Annotated in this window: 2 protein-coding genes and 2 pseudogenes; 3 read left to right on the top strand and 1 reads right to left on the bottom strand. The window is 49.4% G+C overall.

Features of this window, described 5'->3' with window-relative positions; genetic code table 11:
* The first annotated feature begins 125 nt into the window (after window positions 1–125).
* Window positions 126–662: a hypothetical protein gene (locus AAC035_RS19005; RefSeq protein ID WP_339806679.1), complete on the top strand. Its 537-nt coding sequence runs from the start codon at window positions 126–128 to the stop codon at window positions 660–662.
* Window positions 663–1,089: 427 nt separating this feature from the next.
* Window positions 1,090–2,174, top strand: a pseudogene (locus AAC035_RS19000) (IS3 family transposase).
* Between the two features lie 307 nt (window positions 2,175–2,481).
* Here AAC035_RS19000 and AAC035_RS18995 read toward each other — a convergent pair.
* Window positions 2,482–3,495, bottom strand: a complete 1,014-nt coding sequence (locus tag AAC035_RS18995) for a helix-turn-helix domain-containing protein (protein WP_339806678.1) — start codon at window positions 3,493–3,495, stop codon at window positions 2,482–2,484.
* A gap of 218 nt (window positions 3,496–3,713) precedes the next feature.
* Between AAC035_RS18995 and AAC035_RS18990 the strand changes: the two are divergent.
* A pseudogene (locus AAC035_RS18990) lies at window positions 3,714–3,977 on the top strand (transposase); the annotation flags it as partial.
* Window positions 3,978–4,484 lie beyond the last annotated feature (507 nt).

Below are 4,484 nucleotides of genomic sequence, written 5' to 3'. Positions count from 1 at the left end.
CGCCATTACCGAGAATGGTTGCAAGCTAATGTCCCACACAAAATGGAAGAGAGCCTTAATTCTTTAGCCAAGGCACGCGGCATGCCAACTGTGGTAGATGCCGCAGAGGGCTTTGGGGACAAAAAATGTTTCATATCCACGACTCTTTGAACTATGTTAAGAAGCTTGCACACCTTTCCGAGGAAGACCTTACACTGTGCCAGCGCATCGAGAGCATATCGATCGCTTTCGGGTTCCCCGGGGGTTGGTTTGATTTAAGAAGTAACCTCCCGCGCCTTCCTGAAGAAAAATTAAAACGGCTTCAATCTGAGATCGCCAAAAGATATTGTGAAATTTCGGTTCCCTCCCCGCATAAAAATTACTACCTGTTATCTATCGAGGGGCAATACTGGCATGAGGGAATAACCGCAATCACCCACTGGGTTGGCCATAATTCAGCTGGAAGCGAGATTCGAGCACCACGGCCCCTTCGGGGAGGCTACGACCAATTTTCGGGTAGATTTCATTATGACGACCTCAGGAAGCACATCGGCACCCACTTCGTTATTGAAACCGAGAGTGAGTTATTCATGTGGCTTAATTTTTGGCGTGGATCTGCCTATGTGGCTGAGGACCTAGCGAAAGAAAGCCTTGGTTTTTTATTTCGAATGGATGTTTATTAGCAATACCATTTCAGCCAGAGCAAATTGTGAAAGGCTTCATCACGTGCGGGATATCCCACTATGGGTCCATAATGTGCGACCTAGGCTCATTCTGTTTCGCGAAAACCAACGTTAGAGAAGATCAGAGATAACATCGTCTCAGATCAGGTGGCAAGGTGAGGTTCGCAGTTGCAAAGGTTCCGGAACCTGATGCTGAGGATTTCTCAGAACAGAACGGCAAAGCAAAAAAAATTGGAGTCCTGAAAGAGCTTCTACTAGCCGATTGTGGCTAATAGCTATAGCCATTGGCACCCTCCCCACAGATTTCTATTAAGTTATCTTGGGGAGAACTACGCGACGTGGACTGGAAGGTGAAATTGTAATCCCCCCAGAAATTAATCGAGGTTTTGAGCAGAGACTTTTACAATGATCGCAAAGGGAGCGACAGATGAAGAAGTCTCGATTCACCGACAGCCAGATCATGGCCATCCTGAAGCAGCACGAAGCCGGAGTCCCGGTGGCTGAGCTGGCACGGGAGCACAATGTCAGCACGGCGCTGATTTATCAGTGGCGTTCGAAGTTTGGCGGCATGGATGCATCGATGATGAAGCGCCTGAAGGAGTTGGAGGCTGAGAATGCCCGCCTGAAGAAGATGTACGCAGAAGAGAGGCTCAAGGCCGAGCTTCGTCAGGAGGCCCTGGAGGGAAAGTTGTAAGGCCATCTCAACGCCGGGAGATGGCCAGAAAGGGCGTAGCCAAGCACGGCATCAGTATCCGATTGGCCTGAGTGGTGTATGGGATCAGCGAGACCTGCTATCGCTACCAGGCGAAGCTCAGTGGCGAGAACGCTCTGGTGGCTGACTGGCTGTTACGGCTTACCCAGACCCACAAACGTTGGGGCTTTGGCCTGTGCTTTCTATTCCTGCGCAACGTGAAGGGTTACACCTGGAATCATAAGCGCGTGTATCGCATTTATCGGGAGCTGGAGCTGAACCTACGCATCAAGCCCAGGCGAAGAGTCCAGCGGGATTACCCGGGTGAGCTGGATGTTCCGACCGCCCCCAACCAGGTCTGGTCGATGGACTTCATGAGTGATCAGTTGGTCAGCGGCAAGACGTTCCGGACATTCAATGTGATCGACGACTACAACCGGGAAGGCCTGGGCATTGAAGTCGACTTATCACTACCCGCACAACGGGTGATTCGCGCTCTGGATCAGATCATGGAATGGCGCGGCAAGCCCGCCGCCATTCGCTGTGACAATGGGCCAGAATATATCTCGCAGTCACTGATAAACTGGGCCAACAGAAATCGGATTACGCTGATCTATATCCAGCCGGGTAAGCCCACTCAGAATGCCTACATCGAGCGCTTCAATAGGACCGCTCGGCATGAGTGGCTGGATTTGCATCAGTTCGAAAGTATCGCCCATGCCCAGCTCCTGGCGACTCAGTGGCTGTGGCAGTACAACAATGAACGACCGAACACGGCCATTGGAGGAATACCCCCATCCAGGCTGCTGGAGGTAGCTTAACCTCTACTCAAACGAGCGGTTAAAAATGGGGGGATTACACAAGCACTCGTATGGTATTGGATTTTCTGGTGGATCTGGACCGCACGAATGTCTGTTTTGCAAAAATCGCAAAGCGAACAAACAGCGCTAGTATGGCGTCATCATTTTTCAATAAAGCTTGAAATAGAGATGGTTTAACTAGGCCTTCAATAGTACCTCCAGGATGTTGTTGAAGGCTTAGTAAACTCAAAGGGACAGTCTTTGAACTTATTTTCGTATAGTCCAGCGGGTTCAGCCCCGACCAGAAACCCCGTCTGCAGCCCACACTTCATTCAACGACTTGCTGCTTCCTAAATTCACTAGTAGTCATCTTAGTGTTTCTTTTGAAAATTCTGCAGAAAAAGCTAACGTCTTCATAACCGACTCTAAAGCTTATTTCATCAATACTCAGTGAACTGCTGCGCAACAACTCCTTTGCCGTTTCTATGCGAATCCTTTGCAGATAATGCACTGGAGTATCGCCCGTTTCTCTTTTGAATCTGCGCATAAAGCTACGGAGACTTAAGCCCACTTTATCTGCGACCTCCTCTAACAGAAAATCTGAAGAAAAGTTGGACTCCAGCCACTGTTGCGCAGCGAGAACCTGCTTATCCGCATGCCGCTTCTGGTCATCAAAAGCCAACTTAAAAAATGGGTTTTCTCTAGGAATATCCATCAAAAAGCTTTGAGAAATCTTTTGAGCAATCGCAACGCCCCAAATTTTTTCCATCAGATACGTTGCAAGTTCAACACCTGACGCAACTCCTGCAGAACAATATAGCCTCCCAGTTGCCGTAATCTTTTTTTCAGGCTGAAGAACCACTTGAGGATAACGTGACTTAAACTGATCAACCATTCTCCAATAAACGGTTGCCGCCTTCTCGTTCAGCAACCCTGCTTCAGCAAGCAAAAAAGCTCCTGAATGCATGCAAGCAATTGTGGCCCCCTGTTGGTACTGCCTGCGCAGCCAGGCGACCGTTGATTCGTACTTGGCCAGGAAGGGGGCCATGTCAGCCCAAATACCGGAAACGATCACCAAACCACTGTGATCAATGTCTTCTATAGAAGCATCTGGAGACAAAACAGCCCCACTAAAGGTCCGAACCTCGCCCCCATCTTGTGATGCGACTTTGACATCGATGCCATCAAACGACTCCTGCTCTAAGTTTTGCTTGCTTACAACCATACCGGCAGCGCAAAACATGTCCCGTATCATCGTGATACTCATCTCTACAGAGCCATCAAACGCCAATATAACTACAGAGTTTTTATCGATTTCTTCCAAATTGATCGCAGGGGGCACATGTTCTCTCTCTACATAGCGGGTAGGGCTCTGCAAGCCCCGCCAATTTTCTAGACGCCTGATAGCTGCATAAGATACTGTTTTTCGCAGTCCACTCGGGATAGTCCGCCATTATTTCCATGGCGGCGAACCGGATTATAGAATATCTAGATTTAGTGGTTCAATGATTCCGGACACCAACGTAGGTGGTAAGATTGCCACCATAAACGAGGTGTCTGATGACCAGAAAGCGACGTTCTTTTTCTCCTGAGTTTAAACAGGAAGCAGCCAGCCTGGTGCTGGATCAAGGTTACACGATTCCCCAGGCGAGTGTGTCCCTGGGAGTCGGTGAAAGCGCTATTCGGCGGTGGGTTAAACAACTGGCCGAGGAACGTGACGGTGTCACCCCGAAGGGTAAGGCCTTAACCCCCGAACAACGCCGGATTCAGGAGCTGGAAGCCCGCTGCAATCGCCTGGAGCGGGAAAAGGCGATATTAAAAAAGGTTCATCGCATTGTATCGGGAAACACGCTGAAATAAAAAACCCGCCAAGTGGCGGGTTTCCTACCTCTAACGGACTTATCAGCCCGTACGACGTCGCAAGCCCAAACTACCCAGAGCAATCATGATCAATGCCATAGATCCAGGCTCTGGAACTTCGACCGACAACGAATCCCTGACCATAGCGATACCTATAGAATGGACAGAGTACGATGAGGAGATCGACCAGTTCTCTTTCAGAAGCGTCGCCGTTCCATAAGGCGATGGGTTGCCACTACTGGTAGCAAGTCTCGCCTGAACGAACAAACCGTTTTGGTTCAAATCCGAGCCATAAATCGCGTTCAAATTGAGACTGTAAACCAAATTGTGTAACTGCCCACGACTAAGTAACCTTTTCAAAAGGATACCATCGTGGGTACGCAATTGGACCAAGAAAAACTTAAAGCTATGGCCGCCGAGCTGGCCAAGGACATCAAGTCTGAAAAAGATCTCGGAGCCCTCACACAGCAG

It is taken from the genome of uncultured Marinobacter sp. (genome assembly GCF_963974375.1).
Classification (GTDB): Bacteria; Pseudomonadota; Gammaproteobacteria; order Pseudomonadales; family Oleiphilaceae; genus Marinobacter.
The sequence above is the reverse complement of the archived record's forward strand: the minus strand, read 5'-3'. Positions and strand labels throughout refer to the sequence as shown.